General features: G+C 39.7%; 17 protein-coding genes. 4 read left to right on the top strand and 13 right to left on the bottom strand.

Annotation, left to right across the window (positions count from 1 at the left end; all coding sequences use genetic code 11):
• Positions 1-2: 2 nt before the first annotated feature.
• From LX92_RS22975 to LX92_RS05365, 5 genes are all read right to left on the bottom strand, one after another.
• On the bottom strand, positions 3-1,829 hold the full coding sequence (locus LX92_RS22975) for a CDP-glycerol glycerophosphotransferase family protein (protein ID WP_109649270.1): 1,827 nt from the start codon (positions 1,827-1,829) through the stop codon (positions 3-5).
• The gene (locus LX92_RS05380) at positions 1,829-2,512 is read right to left on the bottom strand and encodes a phosphocholine cytidylyltransferase family protein (protein ID WP_109649269.1); all 684 of its coding nucleotides are present in this window, start codon (positions 2,510-2,512) and stop codon (positions 1,829-1,831) included. The genes LX92_RS22975 and LX92_RS05380 overlap by 1 nt, the downstream gene beginning before the upstream one ends.
• Positions 2,509-3,690: a CDP-glycerol glycerophosphotransferase family protein gene (locus LX92_RS05375; RefSeq protein WP_146197803.1), complete on the bottom strand. Its 1,182-nt coding sequence runs from the start codon at positions 3,688-3,690 to the stop codon at positions 2,509-2,511. The genes LX92_RS05380 and LX92_RS05375 overlap by 4 nt, the downstream gene beginning before the upstream one ends.
• 348 nt (positions 3,691-4,038) lie before the next feature.
• Positions 4,039-4,836: a glycosyltransferase family 2 protein gene (locus LX92_RS05370; protein WP_109649267.1), complete on the bottom strand. Its 798-nt coding sequence runs from the start codon at positions 4,834-4,836 to the stop codon at positions 4,039-4,041.
• 242 nt (positions 4,837-5,078) lie between these two features.
• Entirely contained in the window at positions 5,079-5,894 is an 816-nt protein-coding gene (locus LX92_RS05365) for a 2,3,4,5-tetrahydropyridine-2,6-dicarboxylate N-succinyltransferase (RefSeq protein ID WP_109649266.1), read from the bottom strand.
• 105 nt (positions 5,895-5,999) lie between these two features.
• On the opposite strand from LX92_RS05365, the gene ruvX reads away from it, so the two are divergent.
• From ruvX to LX92_RS05350, 3 genes are read left to right on the top strand one after another with little or no spacing between them, the layout of a single operon-like run.
• The gene (gene ruvX, locus LX92_RS05360) at positions 6,000-6,410 is read left to right on the top strand and encodes a Holliday junction resolvase RuvX (RefSeq protein WP_109649646.1); all 411 of its coding nucleotides are present in this window, start codon (positions 6,000-6,002) and stop codon (positions 6,408-6,410) included.
• On the top strand, positions 6,411-7,001 hold the full coding sequence (gene def / locus LX92_RS05355) for a peptide deformylase (protein WP_109649265.1): 591 nt from the start codon (positions 6,411-6,413) through the stop codon (positions 6,999-7,001).
• Between the two features lie 57 nt (positions 7,002-7,058).
• Positions 7,059-7,478, top strand: coding sequence for a DUF5606 family protein (locus tag LX92_RS05350; RefSeq protein WP_109649264.1), 420 nt, complete (start codon positions 7,059-7,061; stop codon positions 7,476-7,478).
• A 72-nt stretch (positions 7,479-7,550) separates the two neighbouring features.
• On the opposite strand, the gene LX92_RS05345 is transcribed toward LX92_RS05350, so the two are convergent.
• From LX92_RS05345 to LX92_RS05310, 8 genes are all read right to left on the bottom strand, one after another.
• Entirely contained in the window at positions 7,551-9,059 is a 1,509-nt protein-coding gene (locus tag LX92_RS05345; protein ID WP_109649263.1) for a S10 family peptidase, read from the bottom strand.
• Between the two features lie 42 nt (positions 9,060-9,101).
• Positions 9,102-10,718, bottom strand: coding sequence for a family 20 glycosylhydrolase (locus LX92_RS05340; protein WP_109649262.1), 1,617 nt, complete (start codon positions 10,716-10,718; stop codon positions 9,102-9,104).
• Between the two features lie 25 nt (positions 10,719-10,743).
• Positions 10,744-11,394 (bottom strand): GDSL-type esterase/lipase family protein, encoded by a 651-nt coding sequence (locus LX92_RS05335; protein WP_109649261.1) that lies wholly within the window; start codon positions 11,392-11,394, stop codon positions 10,744-10,746.
• A gap of 190 nt (positions 11,395-11,584) precedes the next feature.
• A complete protein-coding gene (locus LX92_RS05330; RefSeq protein WP_109649260.1) occupies positions 11,585-12,166 on the bottom strand; it encodes a PepSY-associated TM helix domain-containing protein in 582 nt (193 codons plus the stop codon).
• A 186-nt stretch (positions 12,167-12,352) separates the two neighbouring features.
• A complete protein-coding gene (gene arsB / locus LX92_RS05325) occupies positions 12,353-13,402 on the bottom strand; it encodes an ACR3 family arsenite efflux transporter (protein ID WP_109649259.1) in 1,050 nt (349 codons plus the stop codon).
• 2 nt (positions 13,403-13,404) lie between these two features.
• Positions 13,405-14,034 carry an arsenate-mycothiol transferase ArsC gene (locus tag LX92_RS05320; RefSeq protein ID WP_109649258.1) on the bottom strand — a complete coding sequence of 210 codons (630 nt, stop codon included), beginning with the start codon at positions 14,032-14,034 and terminating at the stop codon, positions 13,405-13,407.
• A gap of 15 nt (positions 14,035-14,049) precedes the next feature.
• Entirely contained in the window at positions 14,050-14,940 is an 891-nt protein-coding gene (locus LX92_RS05315) for an arsenite methyltransferase (protein WP_109649257.1), read from the bottom strand.
• Between the two features lie 47 nt (positions 14,941-14,987).
• Entirely contained in the window at positions 14,988-15,317 is a 330-nt protein-coding gene (locus LX92_RS05310) for an ArsR/SmtB family transcription factor (protein ID WP_109649256.1), read from the bottom strand.
• Between the two features lie 462 nt (positions 15,318-15,779).
• Here LX92_RS05310 and LX92_RS05305 point away from each other — a divergent pair, with 462 nt between their 5' ends.
• Complete coding sequence (locus LX92_RS05305; RefSeq protein WP_109649255.1) at positions 15,780-19,001, top strand: SusC/RagA family TonB-linked outer membrane protein; 3,222 nt, start codon at positions 15,780-15,782, stop codon at positions 18,999-19,001.
• Positions 19,002-19,004 lie beyond the last annotated feature (3 nt).

Genomic DNA, 19,004 nt, shown 5'->3' with positions numbered 1-19,004 from the left:
CTTTATTTTTTGTCTAAACTTCTAAGACGTTTCAATTCTTTATATCTCGAATACACCCCAAGGGCATTCAAATAACAAATGGTTATTCCTTTTCGTCCATCCAGGAACCCCAATCGCAAGACGTAATGGTTTAGAAATTTATAAAGGGGTCTGAAAATGAAATGATAAAAATAGGGTTTCTTGTTTTTTTCGTACTCCTCAATAGCCTTCATCTGACCGTATTTGACCATCTTGCCCTTATAGTCCTCGTAGCTACTGTAGGAATAATGTATCAATCTGTTTTTTAAGACACTTGATTTTCCGTCGATAAGTAGTGTTTCGTGAACAATCCGTTCTTTGTCGAATTTAACTTTGCTTTTTCTGAAAAGGCGATAATTTTTGTCGCTTTGCCATCCACTAAACCGTAAAACCTTGTCCTTGAACATAAAGGTTCTTAAAAACATGAATGCTACGGGCTCTTCCTTATTGGAATTGACCGTTTTTAGGATTTCGTTTTTAAGGGGGTCCGTTAGCCGTTCATCTGCGTCCATGAACAATATCCAGTCGTTGGTAGCCTGGTCCATGGCAAAGGATTTTTGATCGGTATAATTTTTAAAAGGACGTAGTATAAGTTTAACGTGCGGGTATTTTTTTATGATATCAATAGTGCCGTCGGTACTATTGGAATCTACAACGATGATTTCATCGGCAAAGCTTATGTTCTCCAAAACTGCTTCGATATTATTGATTTCATTGTAGGTAATCAATAATGCTGTTAGTTTGTTCCTTTTGTTTCCGTCCCATGGTTGTGCAACCGGTTTACCGAATAAATTGTTGATTTTCAATTTTCGGGCCAATGATAAATCCCTGGTTTCAGGTACTCCGTTTTTTTCAATGTAAGCTTCAACAACATCAACCATACGTTGTGCGGAATTACCGTCCCTATAGGGATGGTATTCTTGATTGACAACATCGCGTTGTGATTTAAACGGGTCATTATGAATATTGTCAAGTACTTTTTTTGTTAGTTCGGTATATTCCCTCGAATCATCCCATTGGATGTTGTCGGCGATATTCCTAAAGGAAATTACAGGTTTGTCCAAGAGTAGGAATTCATAGATTACCGATGAAGTATCGCTGATCAGAATATCGGCCTGTAATAAAAATTTAATGATGTTCTTCTCTTCCTGAAAGATGATGTTCGGAATTCGAAGGCTAAGGTTTTTATAGGCTGTGATCCATTTCGGATCCATTAGGTCATGGAATTTTACAAAGATCACATAGCCTGTGGATTGGGCAAGATCTTCAATTTCATGCAACAAAAAGGGGGCGGCAGTGAGCCTAGGGGAAAATGTAGGGGCGAAAAGTATGATTTTATCCGTATCAAATCCCTTTAAAATATGTTCCTTATCCTTTTGGTAGACATTACGGCTTTTGCCATAAACATCCAATTTGGGCCAACCGGTCTCATGGACTTCGAAATTCTTGTATTTGGCCTTTAATTCATTGAATTTTTTAGTGAAGTAGGGACCTTGGGTCAAATAAAGGTCAAAATAATTCCGAATATGGAAATGACCTTTTTTTTCTCCGGCCAGGCCGTGGAATATCTGTACTTTAAGGCCCCTTAGGTAATAGGGTACCTCGTTGCCAGGTACAAAAATGGCATCCGCTTTGAATAATTGCAAATCCAAAATGCTAGTGGTGAATTTTTCCGTCTTGAACGGAAACCCACCAAAAAGTTTTTCGGGAATATACCAAAGGTATTCATGGGATTCTGATTTCAGTACTTCCTGAATGGGGTCCATGATCCCGAAAGCATAGGCATTTTGGCAAAAAAGAATGACCTTCATTAACGAAAAAGATTATTTACATTGTCTAGATCCTCCTTGAAATCTACTTCCATACAATCAAAAGCGGAGATGTCAACAGCACTTATCTGAAGTTGGTCTTTTTCTATGGCCAGTTCCAAACCGCGCTCAAAATAGTCATTGTCATCACATTCTTCCAATCTTGTAATGAAGTTTTGAATGTCTTTTTTTGCGATAAAGTTTATGCCAACGGCCTCGCCCAATCCATTTTTCACGGTTTTGGAAAGCTCGTTGATATAATCGTTTTTTAAAGTGTATTTTACTTCTTCTTCAGCCACTTTACTGGTGTTTACGGCGACAAAGGATTGTTCTTTTTGAATATAGGACGATAACTCCTTCAATAAACGGGCATCAAAAACTACATCCCCGTTTAACCAGAGAACCGATTGGTCCTTGTTCTTTTTTAGGGCTTTTAGCAAGCTTTTTGATGTATTGGTCCTATCAAAAAAAGGGTTGTAGATGTAAGTGACTTCAGGAAAGCGTTCCATAATCAGGTCTTTTTTAAAACCGACTACAATATTGATGTCATCTACATTGAAGTATTCCGTCAAATTATCCAATTGCATACCCATGATACTCTTTCCGTTATTCAAAGGGGTCAAGGGTTTAGGAAATGGATTGCCCAATCGGGAGCCAATACCAGCTGCTAATATTACGATTTTCATAATTTATTCGGTTTTAAAGTGTTTTGCTTTGTCATAAAATCATCAATGGCAATTGCTCCTTTTTTACTTGCGGAATAGTGCTCGTCAATATAGAAATTATCTGTGAAAATTTGTTTTTGGGTTGCTAAGTATTGGTCTTTTTTTTCTTCAAATTTATGTAAAGCGGTTTCAAATTCATTAATGTCTTCGATGACTTCCCCAGTTTTCCAAAATCTATGGTTAAGGTCGTCCTTCCATTTGTCTTTAGGAATCTTCAAAGCATTGATGAATACTGAAGGTCTTGGTTTTATCCCAAATTCGAAAATTTGACTGGACACATCGCCGAGATAAATATCGGAATTTAGGGTATAGCTCATATTTGAACTCTTTATACTTCCCAAATCAATATGGATGTTCTGAGCATTGAAATATTTTTCGTCAATGATACTTGGTTTTAAAAAGCCTTTTCTATTAAAGAGATAGATATGTGGGGCAAAAACCAGATTGTAATCCTTTGAATTGTAAAAATACTCAAGGACTTTCAAGCCATGGGTGTACCAAGAGGAATTTATTTTGTTGAAATGAGGATTATATAAAACAATGGGTTTGTTGTCTGGGAAAGGACGGGTGTCTTGTTTGTCCTTGGATATAACATCGAATTTTGAATACCCGATAACCGCATGGTTTTCTATTAGAAGATTTTCCTTTTTCAAGCGATCCACATAAAAATTGCCACATAAAAGTGCTAGGTCGAATAGTTTTACTGCGGGTTGAAAGGAGTAGCCTCTGCCAGGAGCCCCATGATTTGCTATAATTAGGAAGGGTTTCTTTTTTTTACCTCTCGCCTTGTGGATAAATGCATGGTTTTTTTCTGTGAACACCAATGCATCATAAGTTAGAAATAGATTTTTGTGTTTTCTGTATAAATAGACAGAGCTAGGCTTTTTTCTGCCTGTTATTCGATCAATAGCCTTTCTGTATAAAGGTTGTTCCAAGGTTTTGACATGGATGTTCTTGGCATTGAGAAGTTTTATTAATCGATATAGATAGGTGTGGTCTGAAGTATAGGTAAGGACATCCACTTCATATTTTCCATTTTTCGAAAGTTCTGATGCTATTCCGATAAAATGGGGTATATGATGGATTTCCTCAAAGTATAAAAATCCAATTCTAATTTTTTTATCAACCATTTTATCCAAAACAAATAATTTTAAAAAATGATAAATCCTTTAGGCCTTATTCACCATAATAAAATTTCAACCAAAAAATCATTTTAGGATATTACCGATCTCTTTGAGTAAGTTCGAGAGTGATCAAGTAATCAAATCCAATAGGTGCTTTCGCAAGTAGCAAGAACAACAATTACGCAATATAACAGCTCTTTGACCTGAAGTAAAAGATCCTTCAAGAGTAAAAAAACACTACATATACGATAGTAATGATTGAATGAGACAAATTTCATGCAAACCTACCAAATTAAAACGTTGAAAAAAACAAGGATTGGATTTCTATTGTTCGAAAAGGGGGTAAAAGATCTAAAAAAGGAATTATGGCATCGTCTTGAAAACCCCAGACCACTGTTCTTCCCTTTCAAGTCTTTGAAGTTCGCGATAGCGCTCCAAGTCGCACAAGGCATCGAGATGACAAATGATAATACCTTTGGCGCCATCCAAGAATCCTAATCTGATAATATAGCTATTGAAGAATTTCCATAAGGGTTTAAGAAGCAGTAAGGCGTAACTGAATTGTTTACCCTTGGAAAATGCTTCCTTGGCTTTCAGTCTTCCATACATCATCATTTTGTTTTTGTAAACCTCGTAGTCTTTATAACAATAATGTGTGAGTCTATTTTTGAATTTACCCGATGTACCGTTGATGTCCAAAGTCTCATGGACAATTCGTTTATCGGAGAAGTTCACTTTACCCTTTCGGAACAAACGATAATTTTTATCGGTTTGCCAACCGCTAAAATGCAACCGTTCATTTTGGAACATGAATTTTCGGTAGAACCAATAGGCTACGTGTTTGGGATTGTTGTTGATGGTTTCCTTTATTTCGTTTTGAAGGTCTTCCGAGACAACTTCATCGGCGTCCAAAAACAAAACCCAATCATTACTCGCCTGTTTTAATGCAAATGATTTTTGGGCGGTAAAGTTTTTGAACGGATTTTGGATAACCTTGACCTTTGGATGGTTCAGAAGGTATTCATAGGTGCCATCGGTACTGTAAGAATCCACTACAATGATTTCATCCGCAAAGGAAACGGATTCAATACATTTTTCAATATATCCTACTTCATTAAAAGTGATCACTAATGCGGTTACTTTTTCTTTGGTTAGAGACATAGGTTTGTTTTCATCGGATGGTTAGACCAATTGGTATTTCTAATTAACAGAAAAAAAAGGAAAAAAGTATGTACAATACATAAAATTCCTACAATTTTTCGAATCAACTAATATTTTTCAATTTAATTAGGGCATTCACAATAGATTGAATTCCTATCGATAATTGTATTGGTTAACAACCGGAAAAACAAAAACCCTACTCAAAGGCAGGGTTTTATAATAATTAATTTTTAAATAGGAAATCAAACCGCTACATCGTACTCACGAAGTGCATCGTTCAATGATGTCTTTTTGTTGGTACTTTCCTTTCTTTTGCCAATAATCAATGCACAGGGTACCTGAAATTCCCCTGCAGGGAATTTTTTAGTATAACTTCCTGGGATAACTACGGACCGGGCAGGAACAACACCTTTTGTTTCTACAGGTTCATCGCCGGTTACGTCTATAATTTTCGTGCTCATGGTTAAAACTACATTTGCACCTAGAACAGCTTCTTTTTCAACCCGAACGCCTTCGACAACAATACAACGGGAACCTATAAAGGCACCGTCTTCGATAATTACCGGAGCGGCTTGTAAGGGTTCGAGTACCCCTCCAATTCCAACGCCACCACTTAAGTGTACGTTCTTTCCGATTTGGGCACAACTACCGACGGTGGCCCATGTATCAACCATAGTGCCTTCGTCAACATAGGCACCGATATTCACGTAACTGGGCATTAAAATCGTGCCGGCCGAAATATAAGCGCCATGCCTTGCGACGGCATGGGGTACGACCCGAATGCCTTTTTCCTTATATCCTTTTTTTAATGGAATCTTATCGTGGTATTCGAAAATGCCCACTTCCAAGGTTTCCATCTTTTGAATGGGAAAATACAGAACAACCCCTTTTTTCACCCATTCATTGATCTGCCAACCATTTTCACTTGGTTCGGCACAGCGTAGTTTGCCGGCATCCAATAAATCGATTACTTCCCTAATGGCTTTTTGGGTAGCAGCTTCTTTCAACAGTGATCTGTCTTCCCATGCTTTTTCTATCGTCTTTCTGAGTTCAGTCATTTTGTTTCTTAAAATTTTGACAAATATAAGGGCAGAAACCTTAATTGATCCTGTGTTTTTATAGTTATAACAATTTATGGTTTATTTTTGCCAAAAACATTGGAATTGGGTCGGATTGTTGCTTTGGACTATGGAAAAAAACGCACTGGGATTGCAGTTACGGATGAATTGCAGATCATTGCTTCAGGTCTTACGACCGTAAATACCCAGGAACTCGTCGCTTTTTTGAAGGAGTACGTAGCAGCGGAAAATGTAGAGCGTTTTGTCGTTGGGGAACCCAAGCAAATGGATTATACACCCTCCCAAGCCGAGGAGTTGATAACTCCTTTCTTGAAGCATTTGGGTAGGACATTTCCCGATATTCCCATTGAAAGGCAAGATGAACGTTTTACCTCAAAAATGGCATTTCAATCCATGATCGATGGTGGAATCAAGAAAAAACAACGCAGAAACAAAGCGTTGATCGATGAAATAAGTGCAACCCTGATTTTACAGGCTTATATAAATAGAAAATAAATGGTATTACCTATTGTCGCTTATGGTGACCCCGTGTTACGTAAAGTAGGAAAGGAAATTGAAAAGGATTTTCCCAAATTGGATGAATTGATCGAGAATATGTGGGAGACGATGTACAATGCAAGTGGAGTAGGATTGGCTGCACCACAAATAGGACTGCCCTTGCGGTTGTTCATCGTCGATGCAACTCCTTTTGCAGAGGATGATGATCTAACCGATGCAGAGCAGAAAACCTTGGAAGGATTCAAAAAAGTATTTATCAATGCTAAAATAAAGGAGGAAACCGGAAAGGACTGGGCCTTTAACGAAGGTTGTCTCAGTATTCCGGATATCAGGGAGGATGTTTCCAGGAAAGATACGATCACAATCACCTATTGTGATGGGAATTTTAAGGAGCATACAGAAACCTATGATGGGGTTTTAGCGCGTGTCATCCAACACGAATATGATCATATAGAAGGTATATTGTTTACCGATAAATTGTCTTCCTTAAAAAAACGCCTTTTAAAAGGCCGATTGGCCAATATATCCAAGGGTAAAATAAAGGTGGAGTATCGTATGCGGTTTCCAAACATGAAAAAAGCCAGATAATTTAACGCAGTTATTTGGGTAATTATAGCATCTTTGCATTTGAAAATTTTTTAAGGAATGAGTTTAGAGAAAATTTTGTCGATAGGAGGAAGACCCGGACTTTATCATTTATTGACCCAAACCCGATCGGGATTTGTGGCCGAATCATTGTTGGACAAGAAACGTATCACCATTAGTGCACATAGTAATGTGAGTGTTTTGTCCGAAATAGCCATTTATACCTTGGAAGAGGAGATACCTTTGGGTGAGGTGTTCCAAAAAATATTGGTAAAGGAGAAAGGTGGTAAAACCTCTGTAGGGCATAAGGAAGATAAATTGAAATTGGAGGAATACTTTTTTGAGGTATTACCGAATTATGATGAGGATCGCGTATATCCTAGTGATATAAAGAAAGTAATCCAGTGGTACAATATTCTTCAAGAGAATGGAATCACTGAGTTTATCAAGGACGCTGAGGAAGCCTCGGAGGAAGAATAAGGAACCTTGTTATATTAAAGTTTAAAGCCCGGACCAAAACAGTCAGGGCTTTTTTATATTCCAACGGTACCGCTACTTGGATGTGGTCTTTATAAATTCGGAAACATCATTCTTAAACTTCACCAAAGAAGGTTCATGGGTATACATCATATGTCCGGCTTCGTAATATTTCATACTTATGTTGTCCTTGATTTCTTTTGTAAGGCCCAAATGGTTTATGCTGTGTTCCACACCATAGAATACCGTGGCAAGGTCATAAACGCCATTTAATATCAGAACTTTCATATTGGGGTCTCTTGAAAGGGCTTCAGCCATGTCTATTCCCGTATTTATGGCCGCTTGGGTGCCCCATCGATGATTCCCTTTATGGGACCAATCCCATTTAAATCCTTCACGGCTGCTCGCAGTAATGGTATAGGTGAGCTTTTTGTTCACTTTGAGTGTTCTGTGTAGGTAATCCAGGAAACCGGTAATATAGGCTGGTGAAATGGCCGTGCTTTGTGGGTCGTGGCTCCCTTCCTGTGCCAAAAGGTCTTGGTTTATACCTGTAAACCTGGAATCCAAACGCCCAACGATTTCCCCTTTGTCCCTCAAAAATTCCGCAAAAAATTCACTGGCGGTGACCCTAAGGTCCGCTTTGATCCAGAAAGCTTCCGAGGTACCCGTATAGGCAGCCAATTTAGAAGCCATTTCTTGTTTTTCGTTACGGGTCAATTGGTCGCCTTTGAATAGGGCGGGAGTGTATTCGTTTTCGGTGAAACTGCGAATCCCATCCAAGAATGTATAAACATCCTCCGGTTTGTCAGCAATCTTATCATGGTACCAAGCGGTAGCCGCATAGGTGGGAAAATGTACAATGTAGGGCAAATCATCATTGGGTGGAAATAATAACGTTCTTAGGTCAAAAACAGCGGAAACCATGATTACCCCGTTCATAGCGATACCTTGGTTCAAAAGTTTGTTCATGACCCCGGCATTCCTAAAGGTCCCATAACTTTCCCCTAAAAGATATTTAGGGCTGTTCATTCTATCATGGGCGATTAAGAATTGGGTTATGAACAAGGATAGGCTTCGTATATCTTGGTCAACGCCCCAAAAATCCTTGAATTTGGCCTTACCAATAGGTCTACTGAGTCCGGTTCCTACGGGGTCTATCATGACCAAATCCGCGACATCTAAAATAGAATGGTTGTTGTTCATGATCTTATAGGGTGCGGCAGGTGTTGCTATAGGATCGTTAACGACAATACGTTTTGGTCCAAGGGCTCCCATGTGCAACCAAAAGGACGACGATCCGGGACCGCCATTGTACGCAAATACAATGGGTCTTCTCCTAGAGCCCGAAGAACGTTTGTCCTCACCCTTTTCGTAATAGGTATGTCCCATTAAGGCAATGGGCTCGTTGTTTTCATCCCTAACTTCAAAAGTGCCCGCTTCCGCAGTCAAATAGATGGTTCTGCCGTTGATGTTGACACTTTGCATCGTTTTTGAAATTTCCGCTTTAGGAATGGTGTCATTTGCTTTTTGGGCAATTGTCGCCATTCCTACAAATAGGAAAACCAATAGTACTGTTCTTTTCATTGTATAGTGGTTTTGTTGGTTTTGGTGATAGGCTAAGGGAGATTAGTCTTTCTTGATTTCTTCATAGGTATATTTGCTTTTTTTCCAATCGATTAAAGGGGATGCATAATACTTTACATTCATCCGGTCCAGATAGGGGGCCTGATTGGCCAAACGTACCTTGTAGTTTTCCCAATCTCGATTTTCCTTGGATGTCCAGCTGAGTTCGGAATAACCAATGATCCTCGGGAATGCCAGATATTCCAATTCACCAATATTGCTGATGGTTTCTGACCATAAAGGAGCCTCAACACCGAGAATGTTCTCCATTGGGATGCCTTCATATTCCTCTGGTGTCCATATATAAGCGGAATCAACGGGGATATATGCCGCCCAATGCAGACCGTGTTTAGATAGCGTATCGTATTGCATGTCCAAATAGGCTCTTTTGGCTGGAGAGAGGATAAGTTTCATTCCCCTCTTAACCGCCTTTTGTGCATTGTCCCCACTTGACCAATATTGGGAAATGGAGTTGGCGTCAACGTTGGCGGATGCGATTTCATCCCATCCTATCATTTGCTTTCCATGCTTTTGAACTATTTTCTCTACTTTTTCCACAAAATAGATATAATCATTTTTTTTGGTGACGTGGCTTTCATCACCCCCAATATGGAAATATGGACCAGGGGTAATTGCTGAAATCTCACGTATGACGTCATCGATAAAAGCATATACCGTGTCTTTTCTTGTGTCAAAAGTGCTAAAACCTACCCGTGTACCTTCATAGAGTTTAGGGGTTTTACCATTACCATTTAAAAAGGGGTAGGCGACTGATGCCGCGTTGGTGTGCCCAGGCATATCCACCTCAGGAATAATGGTCATATGGTGTTTTGCGGCATATGCGACAATTTCCTTATAATCATCCTGTGTGTAAAAACCACCGGCTTCACCACCGACTTCGGTACTGCCACCAATTTCAGTCAATTTTGGCCATGACTTGATCTCAATACGCCAGCCTTGATCATCGGTCAAGTGCAAATGCAAAACATTGATCTTATAGTATGCCAATAGGTCGATGTATTTCTTGACATCCTCTACACTGAAGAAATGACGGGCCACATCGAGCATTGCTCCACGAAACCCAAATGTAGGATTATCGATGATCTTACCTGTAGGTATCGGCCATATGCGTTGCTCGGCCAGCGTGTCATTACTCTGCACGGGAATGATCTGCCGTATTGTTTGTATACCCCTAAAGGCACCTTCGGCGGTATTGGAGTTTAAAATGACCGAATCTTGGGTAATATAGAGTTCATAGGCTTCGGGGGCATTCAATTCAAGACTGTCTGACTGATTGATGTAAATAACGCGTTCAACAGGTACCGATCCCGCTTCGTTGATAGGAACATCCAAATCGATTTTGGATTTGATCTTGTCGGCTAAAAATTGACCTATTTCTGCAAATGCCGCATCATTTTGGTTGGTGTAAATGGCCGTATAACGGTCTAGACCAAAGGCCTTGTTCGTTGGGATTACCTTCAAAGGTTTAGGAATCAGGTTTTCGAGGGCCAGATCGGTTGGTGGAAATTCAATCTGTTTTTTTTGTTCTCCCTGGCAAGCCACAAATATTGCGCTGATGAATAGTACGGTCAGGACTCTTGTTACAATGGATCTAATCATAATAATTTACTATAACGATGGTTAATTAATGCTCAACAAATGGTTTTAATACGGAATACCATACATCGTATCCCTTGGTATTCATATGTAATCCGTCTTCGATAAAATAATCCGGGATCAATTTTCTTTTCTTTAGCATGGGGTCCCAGACATTCGCATATTCGATAAGATTGCTTTTTTTGCTAAGTCTTTGCATTTTTCGATTCAAACGTTGGTATTTGTGTCTGAAATCCCATCGTGCCAAGCTCGGTTTGGTGGAAATCAGGATGATTTCAGTTTCCGGTTTTTCCGTTCGGATCGTATGTACGATTTGCTCAATGGTACGAACGACGTTTCTTGGTTTCTTTCCTGATGCAATATCATTGTCCCCTTCATAAATAAAGACCTTGTTAGGCTGGTACTTGAGGATCAGTTCATCGGATAGGGCCAGAAGGTCGGTCGCATGAGAACCTCCAAATCCCGAATTAATGATTTGATGGTTGGGAAACCGATCTTGCAGATCTTTCCAGATTCTGATGCTTGAGCTTCCTGTGAATAAGATCGTTTCCGTAGTTGGGTTCCAAAGCGTATCATATTTTTTTGTGATATGGTCTATATCACTTTTGAAGCGCCCGGGATCTTGGGAGTTGACATTTAGGAGTATAAAAAATAATAGGGATGTTGTTAAGAACCTCATGGCTAAAATTTGAACTTTCAAGATACTTCTATTATTTTAATTCGTCAATACCTGTGGGTCTTAATTCAAAGGAATATCCAAAACTTAAATGGAGACTCCTACGAATGCCAATACTGCGATTCCCGCATTAAGCAATGTGGGCGTATGGCGAATCGGGTATATCCCCAATTCCTCCGGGAGGGCTAGATACCTATTGCGATCTGGACTTACTTTTTCTCATTTTTTTGGGTCCGTACCAAAGCCAAAATCCCGTAATCGTAAAAATGAGCAAGGCAATGCCCATAATAGAGGAGTAAATGACCTTAATTTGGCCGTTCGAGGTATTGAAATACCAATCCAGAATGGAGCCATCGTGAACGTTTTCAATGAGGTCGCTATATCTTTTGTCAATATGCAATACTTTTCCTGTGGCACCGTCGAGTTGTATGCCCCAAAAGTGATCCTTGAAAATGAATTTTACCGCACCTTTTTCTTTCCTGACATCAATGCGATCAATAATGGGTGATAAATCGGGAGCGACTGAATCGTGCAAAACGGCAATGGCCTTGGTATGTAGACTGTCTAGGGGTAACCATTGTTTTAGGTCCGTTGAGGTGCCAACATAGGTTTCGGGCATTAAAATGCCGTTACTGTGTTTTTTCCAGCCCAATAGGAGTGCGGTGATCGAAACAATAAAGAAAAAGATGAACAGTGCTGCGCCCGTAATTCGGTGTATTTTTCGAAATATCCTTAAAATTCGGGCCTGTTTTATTCTTTGATTCGGTTTCGTCATCCTCGTTTTCAACTATAAATTATATACTGACCAACGTGCTTTGATTATGATATAGTCAAAGCCGCGACAGTTTTTGCCTATGGTTTGGGATAGGGAAAGACACAAAAATATTGTTTTAAGATGAATAAAAAAACAAAGTGGATTTTGGATCGATATTTTTTAAATTCATGCTTCTTTCCTTTTGCCCTAAACCGTTGCTTTTTGGTAATACTTCTTACGGAGCCAAAACGAAACCCGAACCAAAAGGATTAGGGCAGGGACTTCGACCAATGGACCGATGACCCCTGCAAAAGCTTGTCCTGAATTCAGTCCGAAAACAGCAATGGCAACCGCAATCGCCAATTCGAAATTGTTTCCGGCCGCTGTGAATGCCACGGAAGCGGTTTTGTCATATGCAGCTCCTGTTGCCTTAGTGAAGAAGAAGCCAATGATGAACATAAGACTGAAATAAACAAGGAGGGGAACGGCTATGATAAGGACATCCATAGGAATCTGAACAATCAATTCACCCTTTAGTGAAAACATGACCACAATGGTAAATAAAAGCGCGATCAGTGTCATTGGGGAAATGGTGGGAATGAATTTTTTCATGTACCATTCCTCTCCCTTGAGTTTTACCAAAATCAATCTACTGAGAATTCCCAATACGAAAGGGATGCCTAAATAGATGGCAACACTCTCGGCTATGGTGCCAATTGAAATGTCGACGATGGCTCCTTCAAACCCAAAATAAGGGGGGAGAACGGTAATAAAGATCCAAGCGTAAAAACTGTACGCGAATACTTGGAAAATACTGTTCAAAGCCACCAAGCCTGCCCCGTATTCGCTACTGCCTTCGGCAAGGTCGTTCCAAACAAGGACCATGGCAATACAGCGGGCCAAACCGATCAGGATCAGTCCGACCATATATTCGGGATAGTCCCGTAAAAAAGTAATGGCCAAAATGAACATTAGAACAGGACCGATTATCCAATTGAGAATAAGTGAGATCGATAAAATCTTGGTATTCCGGAAAACTTTGGGCAAAAGGGAATAATTCACCTTTGCCAAAGGAGGGTACATCATTAAGATCAAACCGATGGCAATTGGGATATTTGTTGTTCCACTACTGAAGGAATTGATGATATCCGGAAACGAAGGGATAAAGTATCCAATGCCAACGCCTAAGGCCATTGCAATAAAAATCCAAAGGGTTAGATAACTGTCTAGAAAGCTTAATTTTTTAGTCGATGCCATTTTTATGAATTGATTTGAGAGTACACATAAAATAGTTCAGTGGCTATTTGTAGATTTCTTTCATTGTATTTTTCAGCTTGCTGCGGTGTATTGTCAAAAGCCTTTGGGTCTTCAAAGGTTATCGGAATCCGTTTTTCCGCACCCGCGATAAAAGGGCAACCCCCATCGGCCTGTGAACAGGTCATGATTGCTGCAAATCCTGATTTTGGATTGAATTCATCATCCAGCTTTTTTGAAAAACCAATAACGGGATGTTCGTTCGTGGTATATTTAATACTGTACACTGGATTTGGTCCTTCAGAAAGCATTTGGATTTCAAAGCCCGAATTTTGCAACGTTTGGGCGACCATTGGAAAAAGGGCGGTAGCTTCAGTTCCACCCGAATAGCAATGCACATTTGGGATATTGAAGTGATAAGCCAAGGTCTGTGCCCAAATTTGGGATAGGTGACTTCTTCGTGAATTGTGGGTGCAAATAAAGTTTAGGCGTATCGCTTCTTTATCATTGGTCTTTGATTGAATAAAGTCGATCAAGGGTTGAAGGGTTTCTTTGCGTTCGTCGGTGATTGTTTCGATGTTGAGTATTGAAACAATTTCCTCTATTTTTTCAAAAAGGGTGTGTGTGGTTGTCATTCGTATTTGGTTTAACTATTTGCAGCAACCGCTATTTGGGGTGCATGATGATCCTGCTTGAATTTCGGAAAGGTTTAGTTTTGTTTTTTCCTGTGTGGTTCCTTTTTTCTCGGCATAAACGGTAATGCTGAAAATTCCGGTTTCACCGGTATTGAACGTCCTTACCTCTTCTTCGGAAAGATACTTGCCAAGAATGTCATCGGGAATGACAATGGGTTTTTCTTTTTGGATTTTCAGATTTTGAAAACCTTCATCCAACATTAGCTGTAGGTAGTCCTCTTTTTGAATTGCGCCAGCGACACAACCCGCATACATTTCTGCGTCTTCCCGCAGGGCATCCGGTAGTGCACCGACCAAAACAATATCGGAAACACTAAAGTGACCGCCTGGCTTTAAGACCCTATGCATCTCCGCAATAACTTTTTTCTTATTGGGAACAAGGTTTAGAACACAATTACTCACAATAACATCGGCTACATTATCGCTAACTGGCATGTCATCGATATCCCCTGTCCTGAACTCGACATTGTTGTATCCCAATTTTTCTGCATTGATCCGGGCTTTCTGAATCATAATAGGGGTAAAGTCAATACCAATGACCTTGCCTTCTGCACCGGTTTCGTGTCGGGCCACAAAGCAATCGTTTCCGGCACCCGAACCTAGGTCGATAACGGTATCCCCTTTTTTTATTTTGGCAAATTGGGTGGGAAGGCCACAGCCGAGACCAAGATCAGCTTCTTCAGCATACCCTTGGGTTTCCGAATAATCGTCCATCATTATATTGTACACTTTGTTTGATGGTGTTGTGGCTCCGCAACAGGATGAGGCATTTTCAGCCTTGCCCTGTTCTGCTATTTTAGCATAGCGTTCCTTGACGATATTCTTAAGTTCTTGTTCTTTTTTCATATGTATTACAGTATTGCGATAAAACGATTGATTGACTAAAAAAAATATCAGCAACAATTTTTGTTGTCGATATCCTGATCTAAGAATTGTAACATTACTTTTTTCATATTTGTCCAGTTTTCCTTGTCGATGCAATAACAGACACTGGTACCTTCCACATTGCCTTTTATCAACCCCAACAGTTTCAATTCTTTCAAATGCTGGGAAATGGTAGGTTGGGCCAGTCCAATTTCATCGACCAAATCCCCACAGATACAACCTTCTATTTTAAAAAGATGTTGTAAAATGGCTACCCGTGCAGGATGTCCAAGGACCTTGGCAAATAATGCAATTTCATTTTGTAAGTCGGTAAACATTTCCGTTTTCGTGAGTCCCATTCTTTTTATTTATTTAATCATTGCAATATTACAATTAAGTTTTTGAATCCCATAAAAAATGAAACATAATTTTATGTTGCATCAAGACTACAACGGGAAAAGATTGGGGTGTGCCCTCAGCATGTGTATAGAGATTATGGGTACTCCTGTTTGTAGCTTGAATTTCTTCAAATTGATTCTAGTTTTAAAGTGCCAATTTGGTTGTTTAGTGTCTGATATAAGGGGAATTTGCACCTAACAAGCACACAATTAGAAACTTAGGGCAAGACACTATTTTAAGGTGCTGATTTAACCTTAAAAAGACTGATAGTTTCGTATGAAAAAAGGATAAATAATGAGTAGTATAATTTTATTTATTGATATAATTTTAACAGTAAATTAATACAACTAACATGATTTTCTGCTTAAGGAAACCATGTTGTTTTCAATAATAACACAAACTAATTTTTTAAATTCAATTTTATGAAAAAAAAACTTTTTCGTAGTACGTTGTATTTAGGAATCATGTTGTTTTACGGTTTTGTGCAGGCGCAGAGTGTGTCGGGAACTGTTACAGACGGCAATGTTCCTTTACCTGGGGCCAGTGTATTGGTCAAGGGTACAACAAATGGAACTCAAACTGATTTTGACGGAAACTATTCTTTGTCAGATGTCAGTTCAACGGATCAAATTATTTTCTCTTACATCGGAATGGTTTCGCAAACGATTACTGTAGGGGAACAGAGAACAATCAATGTAGTGCTTGAGGAATCCCTTGAGGCACTGGAAGAGGTTGTGGTTGTAGGTTATGGTACGCAAAAGAAAACCTTGGTGACCGGTGCCGGTGTAAATGTTAAAGGGGATGATTTGGCTTCCCTGAACACGGGTACGGCAATGGAAGCGCTGCAAGGTATTGCTGCAGGGGTAAGTGTCACTAGAAATAATGGGCAGCCAGGTGCTGGTACACGGGTTACTATTCGTGGTCTTGGGACTATCGGTAATTCAAACCCTTTATTTATTGTCGATGGGGTAGCCGTTGGGGATATCAATTATTTGAATCCCTCTGATATCGCTTCCGTAGACGTTTTAAAAGATGCTGCTTCTTCGGCTATTTACGGTTCAAGGGCTGCCAATGGTGTCGTTCTTGTAACAACAGTTAAAGGGCGTAAAAACAGTGCTGCAAAAATCACTTACGACAGCTACTACGGTTTTCAAAAGATCTATAAAAACCTTGACCCCCTAAATGCACAGGAGTATATGTACATTATGGATGAAGGTCGTGTAAATGATGGTTTGGCTCCTTTTGATTGGCAATCGATTCTTACCAACAATTCTTGGTTGAATGATAATTATGCGGGACTTGGAACCCAATTGGGGGAAGATGTCTGGTCAAGACTCCAAAATGGATGGGAAGGAACCAATTGGATCAATGAAATGGCCACAAAGAATGCTACCATTGAAAGCCATGCGGTAAATATTACCGGTGGTAGCGAGGATATAACCTATTCTGCAGGTGCTTCTTATTTTAATCAACGCGGTATTTTGGGCGGAGATATTATGGATGCTGGGTATAAAAGATTGACCACTAGATTGAACACAGAAATAATATTGAGGAAGAATAGCGAACATTCCATTATAACAATCGGTGAAAACCTTACCTATACAAATACGGAAAATAGAAGCGCCGCAACGGGTAATATCTATTGGAATGATTTACATAATGCCTTGGTGCAAAACCCATTAATGCCTGCCTATTGGCAACCTGCCATAGATAATAATGTAAATGAGTTTGGGTATACCCCAACATTGGACGGATGGAATACCGGGCAAACCAACCCATTGGCCGTGATGTATTATCGCAATAACTATAATTATAATAAAGGTAATAGTCTTGTGGGCAATGTATTTGTTGAGATTGAACCCTATAAAGATTTAAAGCTGAGGTCAAGTTATGGTATCAATGCATGGTTTGGACACTCCAGATCAATGAACCCAACTTATAATTTAGGGGTTCTGTATCAGGATTATGTAGATGGAGCAACACAAAGTCAGTACATTGGCAATAACCAGACATGGACTACAACCCTGTCTTATAAACGTCAATTGGGAGATCATAAGATAGATGCCTTGATAGGAACGGAACTTTATCAAGATCAATTGAATAATAATATTTCAGCTTCAAAATCGAATTTGTTATTTCCAGGAGATCCTAAATATGCGTATTTGAACAATACCCAAAGCCCTGAATCAATTAGCGATATTAGCGCGTCAGGTGCCGATTGGGCTGCCGGTGGTGGAGCTATACTTTCGTATATGGCCAGGGCCCAGTACAATTACAAGGAAAAGTATCTTTTTACTGCTATTATGAGGGCAGATGGGTCATCTAATTTCGCTGAGGATAATCGATGGGGTTACTTCCCATCAGTATCTGCGGGTTGGGTTTTGACCGAAGAGGATTTTATTGGGTCATCCGATATTTTGAACTTTGCCAAATTAAGGGCGAGTTGGGGTCAGAATGGGAATCAATCCATTCCCAACTTTATTTATTCATCACAGATTACCTATGCATTTCCAGGTTACTTTTTTGGAGACACAAAACCTGTTTCGGGTACAACGGCTTATCCGGAAAGGGTGACCAATCCTGATATTAAATGGGAAACCTCTGAACAGCTCGATTTAGGTTTTGATGCCAGATTTTTTGATTCAAAATTGAATTTGGCCTTTGATTACTATAAAAAGACAACCAAAGACTGGTTGGTAGAAGCCCCTGCCTTAGGAACTTCAGGTGCCTTGCCTCCTTATATCAATGGTGGTGACATAGAAAATAGCGGTGTTGAATTAGTCTTGGGTTGGAATGATAATTCCCATGATTTTAAATATGGTATCACGGTTAGTGGGGCCTATAATAAGAATGAGGTTACGAAGATTGCCAATTCAGATGGTATCATTCATGGTCCAAGTAATGTGTTGGCCCAGGGTACTTCAGAAGTATCAAGGGTGGAAGTTGGTAAACCCATAGGTTATTTCTATGGTTATAAAACAGCCGGTATTTTACAGAATCAAGACGAGGTTGATGCCTATGTAGGTCCAAGTGGGGCGCCATACTTTGATGATCAACGCCCAGGCGATGTGCGTTTTGTCGATCAAAATGCTGATGGGGTTATTGATGAGAATGACAAGATTATGTTGGGTAACCCAAATCCTGATGTAGAACTCGGTCTACAGTTGAATTTCGAATATAAAGGATTCTATGCGAATACCACGTTGACCGGTAAATTCGGTATGCAGATCATGCAATCCTATCGTTCTTTCGCGGATAGTTTTAAACAAAACTATACTTCTGAGATTTTCAATCGTTGGCATGGGGAAGGAACTTCCAATACTTTGCCTAGGTTGACTTATGGCTCCAACAGGAATACCAACTTCATTTCAGATATTTATATGCATGATGCGGATTATTTGCGAATCAATAATTTGACAATCGGTTATGATTTCACAAAAGTACTTGAGAAAATAACTGCTATCTCGAGCCTTAAAATGTATATGTCCGTAAATAACTTACATACGTTTACAGGTTATAACGGTATGGACCCTGATGTCCGCTTTAGTGGCGATGATGAAAATTACAGTTGGGCTTCCGGAATCGATCTTGGCCTTTATCCATTACCTAGAACGGTTATGTTTGGATTAAATATGGGCTTTTAATTT

Source organism: Maribacter polysiphoniae, from assembly GCF_003148665.1.
Classification (GTDB): domain Bacteria; phylum Bacteroidota; class Bacteroidia; order Flavobacteriales; family Flavobacteriaceae; genus Maribacter_A; species Maribacter_A polysiphoniae.
Note: the sequence above shows the minus strand (reverse complement) of the source record. Positions and strands in the feature narration are given on the sequence as shown.